This is a genomic window from Streptomyces sp. NPDC043908 (assembly GCF_056435525.1).
Genome location: NZ_JBWKEI010000004.1, coordinates 86,946 through 102,177, shown reverse-complemented (window position 1 = coordinate 102,177; position 15,232 = coordinate 86,946). Strand labels below are relative to the sequence as shown.

The 15,232-nt window shown below is 69.9% G+C and carries 9 protein-coding genes; 2 read left to right on the top strand and 7 right to left on the bottom strand.

What is annotated here, in order from left to right:
* Positions 1–32: 32 nt before the first annotated feature.
* The 3 genes from AC069K_RS11065 to AC069K_RS11055 form a co-directional block, all read right to left on the bottom strand.
* Complete coding sequence (locus AC069K_RS11065) at positions 33–1,760, bottom strand: protein kinase family protein (RefSeq protein WP_478614590.1); 1,728 nt, start codon at positions 1,758–1,760, stop codon at positions 33–35.
* Positions 1,761–1,889: 129 nt separating this feature from the next.
* The gene (gene murJ / locus AC069K_RS11060) at positions 1,890–4,091 is read right to left on the bottom strand and encodes a murein biosynthesis integral membrane protein MurJ (protein ID WP_365102736.1); all 2,202 of its coding nucleotides are present in this window, start codon (positions 4,089–4,091) and stop codon (positions 1,890–1,892) included.
* A 54-nt stretch (positions 4,092–4,145) separates the two neighbouring features.
* On the bottom strand, positions 4,146–6,476 hold the full coding sequence (locus AC069K_RS11055; RefSeq protein ID WP_478614587.1) for a DUF6049 family protein: 2,331 nt from the start codon (positions 6,474–6,476) through the stop codon (positions 4,146–4,148).
* A 240-nt stretch (positions 6,477–6,716) separates the two neighbouring features.
* On the opposite strand from AC069K_RS11055, the gene AC069K_RS11050 reads away from it, so the two are divergent.
* Positions 6,717–8,159, top strand: coding sequence for a CCA tRNA nucleotidyltransferase (locus tag AC069K_RS11050; protein WP_478614585.1), 1,443 nt, complete (start codon positions 6,717–6,719; stop codon positions 8,157–8,159).
* Positions 8,160–8,327: 168 nt separating this feature from the next.
* Here AC069K_RS11050 and AC069K_RS11045 read toward each other — a convergent pair whose 3' ends face one another.
* The 4 genes from AC069K_RS11045 to AC069K_RS11030 form a co-directional block, all read right to left on the bottom strand.
* Positions 8,328–8,846 (bottom strand): LppU/SCO3897 family protein, encoded by a 519-nt coding sequence (locus AC069K_RS11045; protein WP_365102729.1) that lies wholly within the window; start codon positions 8,844–8,846, stop codon positions 8,328–8,330.
* A gap of 108 nt (positions 8,847–8,954) precedes the next feature.
* Entirely contained in the window at positions 8,955–10,208 is a 1,254-nt protein-coding gene (locus AC069K_RS11040; protein ID WP_478614582.1) for an MFS transporter, read from the bottom strand.
* Positions 10,209–10,288: 80 nt separating this feature from the next.
* Positions 10,289–11,371, bottom strand: a complete 1,083-nt coding sequence (locus AC069K_RS11035; protein WP_358833447.1) for an inositol-3-phosphate synthase — start codon at positions 11,369–11,371, stop codon at positions 10,289–10,291.
* A gap of 50 nt (positions 11,372–11,421) precedes the next feature.
* A complete protein-coding gene (locus AC069K_RS11030; RefSeq protein WP_188276669.1) occupies positions 11,422–12,105 on the bottom strand; it encodes a PadR family transcriptional regulator in 684 nt (227 codons plus the stop codon).
* Positions 12,106–12,480: 375 nt separating this feature from the next.
* On the opposite strand from AC069K_RS11030, the gene AC069K_RS11025 reads away from it, so the two are divergent.
* Entirely contained in the window at positions 12,481–15,168 is a 2,688-nt protein-coding gene (locus AC069K_RS11025; protein ID WP_365102723.1) for a transglycosylase domain-containing protein, read from the top strand.
* The last annotated feature ends 64 nt before the right edge of the window (positions 15,169–15,232 follow it).

The window sequence follows — 15,232 nt, the reverse complement described above, 5'->3', positions numbered from 1 at the left end:
GGGCCCGGTTCGCCGAACCGGGCCCGGCAGGGTCAGCCGGTGAACTTGACGTCCGTTATGGCCTGCTTGAAACCGGAACCGCTGAACTCGTCGGTGGCAGCGTAGGGCGCCGCCGTGATCCACAGAAGGACATAGCGGGTCTTGACCGGCTTCTTCACCTTGAGAGCGGCGGAGGTGCCGCTCGTCGTCGTGGTGGCGATCTGCTTCATGGAGTCGACCGGCGTGCTCGGCGACAGGGAGTTGACCGCGTAGAGCGTCAGCGTCGTGTGGTCGCCCTCGTACCGGAGCCCTATCGAGGCCGTCGAGACGTCCTTCTCGGACCCGAGGTCGTAGACGATGCCGATGCCCTGCTTGAAGGGGGCGAGCCTGGGGCCGCCGACGTAGCTCTTGGAGCGCCAGTACGTGGAGGTGTCACCGTCGTAGGTGTTGCCCACGTCCTTGGCGTTCTGCGGCTTGCCGTCCGGGGCGTACTCCTGGGCGCCCTGGATGCGCAGCGGCATCGGTGCCTTCGGCTTGTCGCCCTCGCTCTTGTTCGGCTGCTGGGTCGTCCCGGACTCGCCGGAGCCCTTCTCGTGGCTCAGGAGCGAGTCCGCGAGCTGCCAGCTGCCCAGGCCGAGCGCGGCGATCAGCAGCGCCGAGACGGCCCACTTGATCGCCTTGCCGGTACGCCCCTGGAGGGCGGGCGGCGGAGCGGGCACGACCTGGGTGACAGCGGGGTGCGGGCCCGCGGGCGGGCGGCCGTAGGTGCCCTGCTGGTAGGTGGTGCGCTGGTACTCGGGCGGCGCGGTGAAGGCGGGCTCCGGCGGCCGGATGCGCGGCATCGCCGAGACGGCCTTGACCAGCTCGTCCGGCGTGGTGCAGGCCGGCTCCTGGCGCGAGGCGGTGGCACCGTCGTTGACCAGCGCCCGCATGGCGAGCTCGGACAGGCCTCGGTGGACGCCCGCGCGCACCTGGTCGGGAGCGATGAGACCGACGCCCTTGGGCAGGCCGTGCAGGCCGTAGGCGTCGCTGTCGTACGGCCAGCGCTGGGTCAGCGAGGCGTACAGCAGGGCGCCGATCGCCTCGGTGTCGGTGCGCTGGGGCGTGTCGGAGGTGATGCCCCGCAGCGCGGCGTTCACCGCGAGCCCGCGGATGCGGTACTGGCCCGAGGAGGTCCGCAGGACCGCGCCGGGGGTCAGCCGCAGATGGGCGAGGCCCTCGCGATGGGCCGCGGCCATGGCCTGGGACACCTGGGTGACCAGCTGGTAGGCGTCGTGCGGCTCCAGCGGGCCGGCGGCGAGGAGTGCCGTCAGCTCCGTGGCGTCCGGCAGCCACTCGTGGACCACGTAGACGAGGTCGTTCTCCTCCACCGCGTCCAGGACCTGGACGAAGCGCGGATCCCCCAGGAGGGCGGACGAACGGGCGGCCGCGAGGACGGAACGCGCCCGCGGATGGTCCGCCGGGAGCAGATGGACGCCGACGGCGCGGCGGAGCTTTTCGTCGACCGCTCTCCAACTGCTGAAACCGTCCAGACGGGTGACGCACTCTTCGAGCCGATAGCGTCTGGCGAGCTTGTGGCCGCTGTGCAGCTCCGGTGTGGCGATGGAGGGCTCGGCGGGCTTTCGTTCACCGCCCGTGTCGCCGGTGCCCTGCTCCGCTGTGTCTGCCGTGTCGATGGATTCCGCCACCCCGTCGGTCGTGGCCCCGTCCGCCTTGGCGGTCAGCGGGTTGTCGCCGCTGTTGTCGGCCACGTCGACGGCAGCCGTGCTACGTTCCGCCACCGTCGTTCCTGCCTCCCCATCCGTTGCGTGCTGTCGGCCAGCCATGCAAAGTCCTGCCAATTGTGCCCACAGTCCGGCGCTATGCACGACACGCGGCGGCGGACGATGGTTGTGCGCGGGCTGCCGCACTCAGCGTCCGAGGCGCCCGCGCACCATTCCGACCATGGAGTTGAGCTCCTCGATCCGCATCTTCTTCGCCGCGACGAAGAAGACCAGGAGCAGGGCCGTCCCGCCCACCACGAGCGCGGCCAGCGAGCCGAGCGCCCCCTGGCCGACGGCCTTGAGGACGACGAAGCCGAGCGCGCCGCCGACCACCGCCGCCGGTACGGCCGCCAGGGAGAGCCTCGCGTACGTACGCAGCACACGCGCCCCGTCCAGGTCGCCGCCGAGCCGGTTGCGCAGCCGGCGCCAGGCGACCCCCACGCCGACGGCGTAGGCCAGACCATAGGCGCCCGCCATGCCCACGACCGCCCACTGCGCGGGCAGGACGACATAGCAGGCGGCCGAGGCCGCGGCGTTGACCGCCGCCACGATGACCGTGTTGTAGAACGGCGTCCGCGTGTCCTCGTACGCGTAGAAGCCGCGCAGGACGACGTACTGGACCGAGTACGGGATCAGGCCCAGCGCGAACGCCATGAGGATGAAGCCCATGGTCCGGCCGGCCTCGAGGCCGCTGGTGGAGTACAGCAGGGTGCACATCGGGACGCCGAGCGCGAGGAACATGAACGAGACCGGGACGATCGCGACGGCCGAGTTGCGCAGGCCCTGCGAGATGTCGTCGCGGACCGCGCCCGGGTCGTTGTCGTGCGCGGCGCGGGAGATGCGCGGCAGCAGGGCCGCCATCACCGAGACCGTGATGATCGCCTGCGGCATGCCCCAGATCAGCTGGGCGTTGGAGTAGGCGAGGAAGCCGGCTCCGTGCTCCCCGGAGGCCTTGCCTGCCGCGGTGGCGAGCTGGGTCACGACGAGCACACCGGCCTGGTTGGCGAGCACGAACAGCACGGTCCACTTGGCGAGGTGGACCGTCTTGCCCAGGCCGTGGCCCTTCCAGTCGAAGCGCGGCCGGAAGCGGAAGCCGGTCTCCCGCAGGTACGGGATCATCGCCAGCGCCTGGACGACCAGGCCGAGCAGGGTGCCGATGCCCAGCAGGCGGATGCCTTCCGGCGGGATCGTCTGGACGCCCATCCTGGTCTCGCCGAAGGTGCCGTACACCCCGATGAACAGGCCGAACGTGCCGATCATGACGATGTTGTTGAGGACCGGGGTCCACATCATCGCGCCGAACTTGCCGCGGGCGTTGAGGATCTGCCCCATCACCACGTGCACACCCATGAAGAAGATCGTGGGCAGGCAGTAGCGGGCGAAGGAGACGGCGACGCTGTTGGCGGCCGTGTCGTCGGAGATGGTCCCCGACATCAGCTTGATCAGCAGCGGGGCCGCGAAGACGACGATGGCGACGATGGCGCCGAGCGCCACCATGACGAGGGTCAGCAGCCGGTTGGCGTACGCCTCGCCGCCGTCCTCGTCGTCCTTCATCGACCGCACCAGCTGCGGAACGAAGACCGAGTTGAGGCCGCCGCCGACGGTGAGGATGTAGATCATCGTCGGCAGGGTGTAGGCGATGGTGTAGGTGTCACCCAGCACCGAGGTGCCCAGCGCTGCCGTGATCACCAGGCTGCGGACGAACCCGGTCAGTCGCGACACGAGCGTGCCCGCGGCCATGACCGCGCTCGACTTGAGCAGCCCGGAGGCGCGGCCACCGGACTTCTGCTGCGGCGTGGCGGGCAGCGGCTCGGGCTCCGGGGAGGCCGGGGCCGGTCCTGAGCCCTGCTGGTCGCGGTAGAGGTACGCGAAGGCGTCCTGCTCGGGCGGCTCCTCGCCCGCCTGGGTGACCAGGTCGTCGACGCCGACGAACTGCGTGGTGCCGGCCGTGTCGCCGTACGGCAGATGGCGCGAGGGGCCGTCCGGCTCGGGCGGCGGGGTCTGGGCCCAGATCCGGGGGTCCGGCGCGTACTGCTGCGCGGGCGGCTGCTGGTAGAGCGGCTGCGGCTCCGCGTAGGTGCCCGGGGGCGGCGGCGGGTGCGCGGCGCGGTCGTACAGCGCCTCGGTCACCGGATCCTGGGCGTACAGATCCTGCGCCCGGTACGGATCGTTTCCGTAGGCGTCCTGGAAGTACGGGTCGGGCGCGGGCTGCTGCGGGGGCACCTGCTCGCCGTAGGGAGGCACCGGCGGCACCTGCTCGGCGTAGGGGGGCACCGGGGGCGTGTTCCCGGAGGACGCGGAGCCGCCGCCCGCGCCCTGCCCGCGGTCACCGTCGTACGGCGCGTTCATGGTTACCCCACCTCGTCGTCCCCGGCCTGGCCGGCCGCGGTGCATTGCGATAGCTCAATGCTCCACTTTCTCACCCGTGCCGGGCGAGGCCCCGCTTTCCGGACCGGTGTCCGGTGTCGGGTCACTCGGCTGCCCGGGATCGTCACCGTCGGCCGCCTCCGCCGCGTCCGCCTCGCCGGTCTCCTTCAGGGCCGTCGACCGCTTGCGGTGGGTGTACATCCTGATACCCGCGAGGACGAGCAGCAGGACGCCGCCCGCGATCACCAGCATCACGGTCGGGGTGATCTCGGAGACCTTGACCGTGAACTCCATCGGATCGCCGTACGGCGTGCCGTCCTGCGTGTAGAGCCGGGCGGTCACCTGGACGGGGCCGTTGGCGTTCGCCGTGGCGGTGAACTTCACCGACTGGCTGTGGCCGCCGTCGATCTTGACCGGCTGCCCGCCGTTGGCGTCCTCGTTGGTGGTCACCTTGAGGCGGGAGGGGTTGCTCGGCTCCAGGCGCAGCACCAGGTTGCCCACGGGCTGGACCAGCTGGTTCTGCACGGTGACGGCGAGCGTGGCGCTGCGCCCCGACATGGTGGCCGTGGACTTCTGGATGAGCCGCACCTCGCCGGTGAGGCCGTCGAGATAGCTCTGCACCCCCGCCCGGTAGATCACGGCCCCTTCGCGGTCGTCGCGCCAGGAGGTCGACATCTCGCGGTTGATGGCGTTGCCGAAGGGCGTGACCACACGGTCGGGGGCGGTCAGGACCACCCGGAACTTGTCCAGGGTGCCCTGGGTGCTCTTCATGTCCTGGAACGCCTGCACCGGCAGCTCCTGCCTGCGCAGCGAGCCGGGGTACGAGGAGGAGGACGGCACCCGGGCGGTGGCGCGCGCGTCCGGCTTGACCGAGGCGGCGGCGGTGAGGTCGAGGGGCTGGGTCCAGCGCTGCGCGCTCAGGGCGCGGACGGCGCTCGCCATCGTCTGGGCCTGGCTGGCGGACGGCATCCGCTGCGGGGCGACGACGATGCTGCGCTGCTTCTCGGTGTCCTGGAGCGTGATCGCCAGGGTCTGGGCGAGGAACTCCTGGACGGCCAGCGTGGAAGTGCCGGCCCTGGACATGTCGCCCTCGAACGCGGTGGAGAGGCGGGCGTCGGAGACCACGGCCGTGGTGCCGCCGCCGATGGGCCGGGCGGCCGACGGCGAGTAGGCGAGGCCGCCGGTCTCGCGGAGGCTGTCGCTGCGGGCGATCACGTTGTGGGCGCCCGCCGAGGTGGCCACGTCGACGATGGAGGGGTCGACCGCGCCCTGCACCGGCCAGGCGAAGTCGACCGAGGGCGTCACGTGGAGGATGGTCTCCACGGTCTTCTCGGCCACCTCGGTGGCGCCCTGGAGGTGGCTCAGCGAGCCCGAGACGTCCTTGCCGCGGTGGGCGAGCGAGGCGAGGTCCGGGTCGGCGAACGGCAGGGCGACGACCTTCTGGCCCTGGACCGCGTCCTCCAGCTTGCCCAGCCACTCCTTGGCGACGTCCTGGTTGGAGCCGGGCACGTCGGTGTCGCCGGACTTGACCCGGTAGTTGCGGGTCATCGCGTCGACGGTGGCGAGCAGATCGGGGTCGATCACCCAGGTGACCGGCAGCTCGTCGCCCAGCGCGACCATCCGCTCCAGCCGGCCGCCGGGCGCGAGCTCCGCGGCCAGCTCGTCGTCGGCGAAGACCGGCGTCTGCTGCTCGTCCGAGCCCGTCTGGGCGGTGAGGTGGGTGGACGACATCAGCGGCCACAAGTAGGTGAGCTGCGACTTCTTGCCGTCGACGGCCTCGGGCTGCCACGGCAGGAAGGTCCGCTGGCCGCCCAGGACCTGCTCGTACGGCTGGCTCGCCGTCTGCCCGGAGACGGAGACGCCCAGCGCGTAGACGCCGTCGCCGTCCAGACCCAGCTTCGCCACCGGCACGGAGAGCGTGAAGTCACGGCTGATCCCGGGGGCCAGCTTCGGGAACTTGACCGTGTACTTGTCGACCTCCACCCCGTCCAGGCCCGGCGAGACACCACCGCGCTGGGCGGCCTCGTCGATGCCGGTCCTGCCGTTGAGCCGCTGGCCCACCCGCAGACCCACATGGGCGCTGGTGACGGCCTGCCTGCCGGTGTTGGTGACCGTGCCGGAGATCGTCAGCGTGTCGCTCTTGACGGGCGCGCTGGGGGCCATCGAGTCGAGCGTCACCTGGACCGTGCGCGAGAGCGGCACCTTGTGCGGTACGGCCGCCGCGGTGGCGTGGGCCGCCGTGGTGGCGGCCGTACCGGACAGCAGACCGGCTATCAGGGGGGCGCCGACGAGCAGCGCCGCTGTGCGGCGCAACCATCGGCGGGCAGGAGAGGGGCCCATCCCCTGAGAATCTGCCGCCTCGGCCACGCGTCGCCCGTCCCTCGTCGTCGTCAGCTGTGTCGGTGGTTGTCGATTCCTGCGTCCACGCATGGTAACGAGGTGGACTGTGGCGAAGTGCCGTGGACTGCTCCACATGATCGGAAGAGTGTGCCAGGGAGCCTGGTGGGGCGGCCTCCCGGGGCTCCGTGGACCCCGTGAGCCGGTGAGGGCGGGGGCGGGCGGAAACGGTGACGCCCCGGGTCGGCCGGGCACGTACCCTCTTTTGTTGTGCCGAACGCCAATGAAGACAATCCCAGCGCCCTGAGCCAGGTGCAGCGCCGCGCGGTCAGCGAACTGCTGCGGGTGTCCCCGGTCGCCGACGATCTTGCCCGCCGCTTCCAGGAGGCCGGATTCTCGCTCGCCCTGGTCGGCGGCTCGGTGCGGGACGCGCTCCTTGGCCGGCTCGGCAACGACCTGGACTTCACGACCGATGCCCGCCCCGAGGCGGTGCTGAGGATCGTCCGCCCGTGGGCGGACGCGGTCTGGGAGGTCGGGATCGCGTTCGGCACGGTCGGCTGCCAGAAGGACGGCTACCAGATCGAGGTGACGACGTACCGCTCCGAGGCGTACGACCGCACCTCGCGCAAGCCCGAGGTGTCCTACGGCGACTCCATCGAGGAGGACCTGGTCCGCCGTGACTTCACCGTCAACGCGATGGCCGTGGCGCTCCCGGAGAAGGAGTTCGTCGACCCGCACGGTGGTCTGGAGGACCTGGCGGAGCGTGTCCTGCGCACCCCCGGCACCCCGGAGGAGTCCTTCTCCGACGATCCGCTGCGCATGATGCGGGCCGCCCGCTTCGCGGCCCAGCTCGACTTCGAGGTGGCGCCCGAGGTGGTCGCCGCGATGACGGCGATGGCCGAGCGGATCGAGATCGTCTCCGCCGAGCGCGTACGGGACGAGCTGAACAAGCTGCTGATCTCGGCGCACCCCCGCAAGGGCCTGCGGCTGCTCGTGGAGACGGGCCTCGCCGACCATGTGCTGCCCGAACTTCCCGCGCTGCGGCTGGAGAGCGACGAGCACCACCGGCACAAGGACGTCTACGAGCACTCGCTCACGGTCCTGGACCAGGCCATCGCCCTGGAGGAGGACGGGCCGGACCTGGTGCTGCGCCTCGCCGCGCTGCTGCACGACATCGGCAAGCCCAGGACGCGCCGGTTCGAGCAGGACGGCCGGGTCTCCTTCCACCACCACGAGGTGGTCGGCGCGAAGATGACCAAGAAGCGCATGACCGCGCTGAAGTACTCCAACGACATGGTCAAGGACGTCTCGCGCCTGGTGGAGCTGCATCTGCGCTTCCACGGCTACGGCACGGGCGAGTGGACCGACTCCGCGGTGCGCCGTTACGTACGCGACGGCGGGCCGCTCCTGGACCGGCTGCACAAGCTGACCCGCTCGGACTGCACCACGCGCAACAAGCGCAAGGCGACCGCGCTGTCGCGGGCCTATGACGGGCTGGAGGAGCGGATCGCGCAGCTCCAGGAGCAGGAGGAGCTCGACTCGATCCGCCCGGACCTCGACGGCAACCAGATCCAGGAGATCCTGGGCATCGGGCCTGGTCCGGCGATCGGCCAGGCGTACAAGCACATGCTGGAGCTGCGCCTGGAGAACGGGCCGATGGAGCACGAAGCGGCCGTCGCGGCGCTCAAGGAGTGGTGGGCCGGGCAGGGCTGAACCGGGCCGGGCCATGTTTCACGTGAAACACGCGCCGTGGTTTCACGTGAAACACCGGCCGTGCCTTCGCGTGGAACCCGCGCGCCGTTTCACGTGAAACATCGCGCTCCCCGGTACGTCGAGGGGCGGTGTTTCACGTGAAACACCGCCCCTCGCCCGCTGCCGGGACTACTTCTTGTAGTTCTCCAGGCAGAGGGTGAAGTCCTTGCTGCCACCCCTCTGCGTGTACTGCGAGTACTTGGTGGTGTCGCAGCCGCTGGCGTCGTCCTTCTTCTGCACGACCTTGAACTTGGCCTTCGAGTCGCCGCAGTCCACGACCTTCAGGTCCGGGTTGGTCGTGGAGTCAGGGTTGCCGATGCTCATGCAGTCGCCGACCTTAGCGGTGTCGGCGTCGTGCCGGCTGGAGTACCAGGCCGCGAGCGCGGCGCTCAGGACACCCACGATGACGACGATGCGGACGATCTTCTTGATGTTGCGGCGACGCGGCGGGACGGGCGCGGGCGCGTGGGGTATGCCGTCCTGGTTGAAGTAGGGCGACTGCTGCGGCGGGACTCCCGGCTGACCCGGCTGGCCGTACGGTGCGCCGCCCTGCGGCTGTGCGTACGGGGCTGCGCCCTGGGGCTGTCCGTAGGGAGCGTGGGGCTGCGGCGCGTACGGGTTCTGGCCCTGGGGCGGCGGAGTGGACACGTGGGGGTTCCCCCTTGGTGAAAACAGATGATGTAGGACGCCCGTAAGGTAGCTGTCCCGGCTGACATCCCCGTCATCGGCGAGGACTCTGTGTCCCTGATGTGACACTCAGCCGCGCTGAAAGCGGGTCATAAACACCGCTACCACCGCGTAGGCCAGGGAGACCGTGACCACCAGGACGGCCGACCTCCCGTCAGGCGGCAGCATCAGCGCGGCAACCGCCGCGGCGCCGACGAAGGCGACGTTGAAGAGCACGTCGTACAGGGAGAAGACCCGGCCGCGGTAGGCGTCGTCCACCGAGGACTGCACCACGGTGTCCGTGGAGATCTTCGCGCCCTGGGTGACGAGACCCAGGACGAACGCGGCCACCAGCACGGGGCCACGGGCGAACCCCAGCCCCAGGGCGGGCTCCAGGACCGCCGCCGTCCCCGCGCACACCGCCATCCACCGGGCCGGCCCCAGCCGCGCCACCGCCCCCGGCGTCACCACGGCCGCCGCGAAGAACCCCGCGCTCGAGACGCCCATGGCCAGCCCCAGCAGCGCCAGCCCGTCCGAGGTGTCGTCGGCCCAGGCGTACCGGCAGAGCATCAGCACCAGCACGGTCAGCGCCCCGTAGCAGAAGCGCATCAGCGTCATCGCGGCCAGGACGCGGGCGGCCACCCGGCGCTCCCTCACGTGGCGCAGCCCCTCGGCGAGTCCGCGCGCCGTCGTCCCGATCGCGGCGCCGAATCCGGGCCGTGCCACGTCCGGGTCGGGCCCCAGGAGCCCGGGCGGCAGCCGCAGCGACCCCAGGGCAGCGGCCAGATAGAGGAGCGAGCCCAGCAGCACGACGGCGGCGTCCACCGGCACCACCAGCCGTACGCAGAAGGCAAGCCCGCCGCCCGCGGTCGCGGCAAGCGTTCCGGCGGTCGGGGAGAGAGAGTTGGCCATCACCAGCCGCTCCTGGTCCACGACGCGGGGCAGTGCGGCCGAGAGCCCCGCCAGGACGAAGCGGTTGACGGCGGTGACGCAGAGGGCGGAGGCGTAGAAGAGCACGTCGGGCGCGGAGGCGAGCAGCAGCAGCGCGGTGCAGCCGGCCAGCAGGGCCCGCAGCAGATTGCCGTGGAGGAAGACCTGGCGCCGCTGCCAGCGGTCGAGCAGGACGCCCGCGAACGGGCCGACGACGGAATAGGGCAGCAGGAGCACGGCCATGGCCGAGGCGATCGCCGCGGGCGAGGTCTGCTTCTCGGGGGAGAAGACGACGTGGGTGGCGAGCGCGACCTGGTAGACGCCGTCCGACGCCTGGGAGAGCAGTCGTACGGCCAGCAGATGCCGGAAGTTCCTCAGGCGCAGGAGTACGCGCAGATCACGCACGACGGACATGGGGGCAAGCGTCACATACGCGGAGGGCCCCCGCGCCGGCGCGGCGCAGGGACCCTCAACAGGCGGACGGAAGCAGCGACTTAGCGCTCGACCTCGCCCTTGATGAACTTCTCGACGTTCTCGTAGGCCTCGTCGTCGAAGTACTGCACCGGCGGGGACTTCATGAAGTACGAGGACGCGGAGAGGATCGGGCCGCCGATGCCGCGGTCCTTGGCGATCTTCGCGGCGCGCACGGCGTCGATGATGACACCCGCGGAGTTCGGGGAGTCCCACACCTCGAGCTTGTACTCGAGGTTCAGCGGGACGTCACCGAAGGCGCGGCCCTCGAGACGCACGTACGCCCACTTGCGGTCGTCCAGCCACGCCACGTAGTCCGAGGGACCGATGTGGACGTTGTTGTCGCCCAGCTCGCGGTCGCGGATCTGCGAGGTGACGGCCTGCGTCTTCGAGATCTTCTTGGACTCCAGGCGCTCACGCTCGAGCATGTTCTTGAAGTCCATGTTGCCGCCGACGTTCAGCTGCATGGTGCGCTCCAGGCGGACACCGCGGTCCTCGAAGAGCTTCGCCATGACGCGGTGCGTGATGGTGGCGCCGACCTGGGACTTGATGTCGTCGCCGACGATCGGGACGCCCGCCTCGGTGAACTTGTCCGCCCACTCCTTGGTGCCGGCGATGAAGACCGGAAGGGCGTTGACGAACGCGACCTTGGCGTCGATGGCGCACTGCGCGTAGAACTTCGCGGCGACCTCGGAACCCACGGGGAGGTAGCAGACCAGAACGTCGACCTGCTTGTCCTTGAGGACCTGGACCACGTCGACCGGGGCCTCGGCGGACTCCTCGATGGTCTGGCGGTAGTACTTGCCCAGGCCGTCGTGGGTGTGTCCACGCTGGACCGTGACGCCCTTGTTCGGGACGTCGCAGATCTTGATGGTGTTGTTCTCGCTGGCGCCGATGGCGTCCGCGAGGTCGAGGCCGACCTTCTTGGCGTCCACGTCGAACGCGGCCACGAACTCCACGTCCTTGACGTGGTAGTCGCCGAACTGGACGTGCATCAGACCCGGCACCTTGCCGGCCGGGTCGGCGTCCTTGTAGTACTCGACGCCCTGCACCAGCGAGGCGGCGCAGTTTCCTACACCGACGATGGCTACGCGAACCGAACCCATTCCGGTTGCTCCCTGTGTGTTCTCGACGAAGTCCTGCGGACGCAGGGCCTTCAGTTGGCGGTGTCCTCGGACGGATCCGGCCGGGTGCTGTCCCGATGCCGGGGCAGGCCGCCCGTCTCTCCTGATGTGTGGTCCTGCTGAGCGGAGCCGGTGGCCGGGCCGGATCGCTGATCCCGCCCCGCCCGCTCGCTCTCGATGAGCTCGTTCAGCCAGCGCACTTCGCGCTCCACGGACTCCATGCCGTGCCGCTGCAGCTCAAGCGTGTAGTCGTCCAGGCGCTCGCGCGTACGGGCCAGGGAGGCGCGCATCTTCTCGAGGCGCTCCTCCAGCCGGCTGCGACGACCTTCCAGCACGCGCATCCGCACCTCGCGCTCCGTCTGCCCGAAAAAGGCGAAACGTGCCGCGAAGTGCTCGTCCTCCCAGGTGTCGGGACCGGTGTGGGAGAGCAGTTCTTCGAAGTGCTCCTTCCCCTCGGCCGTCAACCGGTAGACGATCTTGGCCCGGCGCCCTGCGAGTGAAGCGGCGAGAGCGTCTTCGGGAGCGCTGCCCGGTTCCTCGATCAACCAGCCGCTCGCGACCAGCGTCTTGAGGCAGGGGTAGAGGGTCCCGTAACTGAAGGCCCGGAAGATCCCCAGTGAGGTGTTGAGCCGCTTGCGCAGCTCGTACCCGTGCATCGGGGCCTCGCGAAGCAGGCCGAGAACGGCGAATTCGAGGATGCCGGAGCGTCTGCTCACCCTTCGCCTCCTCTGCCGCCGCGGACCTTTATGCCGTGCTGATGTATCGACTCGATACATCCTGACGATAGAACGGCGGAGCCCCTGCGACAAGGGGGGCCATCGTGAACGGCGTCACATCGTCAATTCATCGGAAGCAAGTTGCCTGATTTGGGGTGAACTTCGACCCCTGGCTGGTTTTGACCGTGCGTAGTCTGTGCGGCATGCAGACCACCGGGAGCCGAGTGACGTCAGGGGGCGTCGGCGCGTACCGCGCCATCGGCATACCGGGTGCACGGCGGACGGGCCCGGCGCAGGGCCGGTCCGTCTGTCGGGGGGACCGGAACTCACCAGTCGCTTCCAGGCGCTCTCGCCTGCCCGAGGAGTAGTCGTTCGATGAGCGAGCACCGTCGCAAACCGCCGGAGTCGCAAGGCGGGGGCCGCGCGGCGGCCCGGCGGGCTGCCCAGCAGCCGTCCGGCCGCCGCGCGCCTTCCGCCCGGGACTCCGTCACGGAGTCCCCCTCCGGCGCGTACGGAGAGCAGCGGCAGGCCGGTGGGCGAGCCGAGGCGCGACGGGCCGCCCAGCGGTCCGGGCGCAGACGGGTGGACGGGCCCGGCGGTCCGGCGGGCCCCGGCGGGCGCCGCGGCGGACCGGGTCCCGGCGACCGGGGGCCGGGGAAGAAGCGCTTCATCGACTACCCGCGCCGCGGCAAGCACGGGTGGCGGCGCTGGACGCCCTCGTGGAAGCTGGTCAGCGGGCTGTGCCTGGGCTTCCTCGGCACCCTGGTGATCGCGATCGGCATCGCCTACTGGACGGTGAGCGTCCCGAACGTGGCCCAGGCGGCCCAGGCCGAGAACAACGTCTACTACTGGGCCGACGGGTCCCAGATGGTCGCGACCGGTGGCGAGGTCAACCGCCAGATCATCGCCTACGAGAAGATCCCGGCCGCCATGCGGTACGCGGTGATCTCGGCGGAGAACAAGACCTTCGAGACGGACTCCGGAGTCGACCCCCAGGGCATCGCGCGCGCCCTGGTGAACATGGCCAAGGGCGGCCACACCCAGGGTGGCTCCACGATCACCCAGCAGTACGTGAAGAACGCCCGCCTCGACGACCAGTCGCAGACCCTGACCCGTAAGTTCAAAGAGCTCTTCATCTCCATCAAGGTCGGCGCGACCAAGAAGAAGAGCGAGATCATGGCGGGCTACCTGAACACCGCGTACTACGGACGCGGTGCCTACGGCCTGCAGGCGGCGGCCCGTACGTACTACAGCAAGGACGCCAAGGACCTCGATCCGAGCCAGTGCGCGTTCCTCGCCTCGCTGCTCAAGGGCGCCACCTACTTCGACCCCGCCGGCGCCACCGAGATCGACCCGGCGGCCACCCCGCAGCAGAACACCAAGAACGCCATGAACCGGTGGACCTGGATCCTCGACGAGGAGGTGAAGGACGGCCATCTGACCGCGGCGGAGCGGGCGAAGTACAAGACCTTCCCGATGCCCGACAAGCCCAAGAAGAACGCGCAGCTCAGCGGGCAGATCGGCTATCTGGTCAGCCTCTCCAAGGCGTACTTCGTCAACAACAACACCCAGGGCATCACCGCCAGCGACCTGGACAAGGGCGGCTACGAGATCCACACGACCTTCGACAAGAAGAAGGTCCAGGCGCTCGAAGGGGTCGTGAAGAAGGTCCGCAAGGAGAACATCGACACGAAGAAGCGGCCGACGCTCGACACCTTCGTCCAGTTCGGTGCCGCCTCCGTGGACAACAAGACCGGCGCCATCAAGGCGATCTACGGCGGTGAGGACGCGACGAAGCACTTCACCAACAACGCCGACCAGACCGGTGCGCAGGTCGGCTCGACCTTCAAGCCGTTGGTCCTGGCCGCCGCCATGGAGTACGGCAAGCGCGACCCGAAGGGTCCCAAGGAGCAGGGCGAGTCGCAGCGCACTCCGGTCTCCCCGAAGAGCATCTACAGCGGCATGAACAAGCTGAAGATCAAGAACTACGACGGGAGCGTCTGGACCAACGAGAACGGCGATCCCTGGAAGCAGACCAACGACGGCAACCAGTCGTACAACCCGCCGAGCTACGCAATCGACCTGCGGTACGCGATGCAGGAGTCGGCGAACACGCCCTATGTGCAGCTCGGCATGGACGTCGGCACGGACAAGGTGAAGGACGTCGCTCTGGCGGTGGGGCTCCGCAAGGACAGCCTCGCGTCCTCGACCGTGCCGTCGTTCTCCATCGGCACCTCCTCCCCCAGCGCGATCCGGATGGCCGGTGCCTACGCCACCTTCGCCACCAGCGGGATGCACCACGACGCCTACTCGGTCGAAAAGGTCATGCGCCGGGGCGGCGTCATCTACAAGCACGAGGACAAGGCCTCCCGCGCCTTCTCCGCCGCGGTTGCGGACAACGTGACGGACGTCCTGAAGAACGTGGTCGAGAAGGGCACCGGCACCAACGCCAAGCTCAGCGGCCGTGACGTGGCGGGCAAGACCGGTACCACCGACGAGAACCGCTCCGCGTGGTTCGTGGGGTACACGTCTCAGCTCTCGACCGCGGTCAGCATGTACCGCCTCGACGACAACGAGAGCAGCAAGAAGCGCGAATTCCTGCCGATGTTCGGGACGGGCGGCCAGAAGAAGATCCACGGTGCGTCCTTCCCGTCGACCATCTGGCACGACTACATGGAGCAGGCGCTGAACGGGGTACCGGCCGTCGACTTCCCGACGCCCGAGCCGATCGGCGAGAAGGTGTTCGGCGGCGGCATGTCGCCCAGCCCGACCCCCTCCCCGTCGCCGTCGGACTCGCCGTCGCCCTCCGCCAGCCCCTCGCCCACTCCGTCGCTCACCCCGCGCCCGACCCCGAAGCCCAGCAAATCCTGTGGCAAGTGGGACTGGAACTGCGGCGGCCCCGGCGGCGGCGGCCCCGGCGGCACGGACGCGGGTACCGACGCGGGTACGGACCAGGGCGCTACCAGCGGGGACATCAGCGGGCCCTCCGGCAGCCCGTCGCCCAGTAAGTCCAAACCGGGCAGCGGCCCCCAGGGGAGCATCTTCGGGGGACCCAACGGCTAGCGGGCCCGGCGCACGCGGCTGAACGCCAGGGGCGATGTTTCACGTGAAACCGGGGGCGGTGTTA

Bases quoted from the DNA above. Each gene is read 5' to 3' on its own strand.
- murJ (WP_365102736.1), bottom strand. From the start codon at position 4,091: ATGAACGCGCCGTACGACGGTGACCGCGGGCAGGGCGCGGGCGGCGGC.
- AC069K_RS11040 (WP_478614582.1), bottom strand. From the start codon at position 10,208: ATGTCCGTCGTGCGTGATCTGCGCGTACTCCTGCGCCTGAGGAACTTC.
- AC069K_RS11035 (WP_358833447.1), bottom strand. From the start codon at position 11,371: ATGGGTTCGGTTCGCGTAGCCATCGTCGGTGTAGGAAACTGCGCCGCC.
- AC069K_RS11025 (WP_365102723.1), top strand. From the start codon at position 12,481: ATGAGCGAGCACCGTCGCAAACCGCCGGAGTCGCAAGGCGGGGGCCGC.